The sequence below is a fragment of the Bacillus sp. BML-BC051 genome (genome assembly GCF_019656175.1).
GTDB lineage: Bacteria > Bacillota > Bacilli > Bacillales > Bacillaceae_G > Bacillus_A > Bacillus_A mobilis.
Genome location: NZ_BPLI01000128.1, coordinates 1 through 531 on the forward strand (window position 1 = coordinate 1; position 531 = coordinate 531).

Sequence of the window (531 nt, forward strand, 5' to 3'; positions counted from 1 at the left end):
TCCGCCACACCCGCATATTTTGTTAAAATGGTGAGCCATGAAGGATTCGAACCTTCGACCCTCTGATTAAAAGTCAGATGCTCTACCAACTGAGCTAATGGCTCTTAATGGCTGGGCTAGCTGGATTCGAACCAGCGCATGACGGAGTCAAAGTCCGTTGCCTTACCGCTTGGCTATAGCCCATTAATTAAGAATGGTGGAGGGGGGCAGATTCGAACTGCCGAACCCGAAGGAGCGGATTTACAGTCCGCCGCGTTTAGCCACTTCGCTACCCCTCCGACATATATGGTGGAGGATGACGGGATCGAACCGCCGACCCCCTGCTTGTAAGGCAGGTGCTCTCCCAGCTGAGCTAATCCTCCATTTTGCCTGGCAACGTCCTACTCTCACAGGGACAAGGTCCCAACTACCATCGGCGCTAGAGAGCTTAACTTCCGTGTTCGGTATGGGAACGGGTGTGGCCTCTCTGCCATCATTACCAGACTGTATTCATTTAAGACAAGAATCATTTTAACTTATTTAACTTTTAAA

At 50.3% G+C, this 531-nt stretch carries 4 tRNA genes and 1 rRNA gene; all 5 read right to left on the bottom strand.

The features are described 5' to 3' along the window. Positions 1-28: 28 nt before the first annotated feature. The 5 genes from K5S59_RS29490 to rrf all read right to left on the bottom strand — a co-directional run bounded on the left by K5S59_RS29490 (position 29) and on the right by rrf (position 483). Positions 29-104: transfer RNA gene (locus K5S59_RS29490), tRNA-Lys, on the bottom strand. 4 nt (positions 105-108) lie between these two features. Further along, positions 109-183 (bottom strand) — tRNA-Gln (locus K5S59_RS29495). 11 nt (positions 184-194) lie between these two features. After that, positions 195-278, bottom strand: a tRNA-Tyr gene (locus tag K5S59_RS29500). Positions 279-286: 8 nt separating this feature from the next. Continuing rightward, positions 287-362: transfer RNA gene (locus K5S59_RS29505), tRNA-Val, on the bottom strand. 5 nt (positions 363-367) lie between these two features. Then, positions 368-483, bottom strand: a 5S ribosomal RNA gene (gene rrf, locus K5S59_RS29510). Positions 484-531 lie beyond the last annotated feature (48 nt).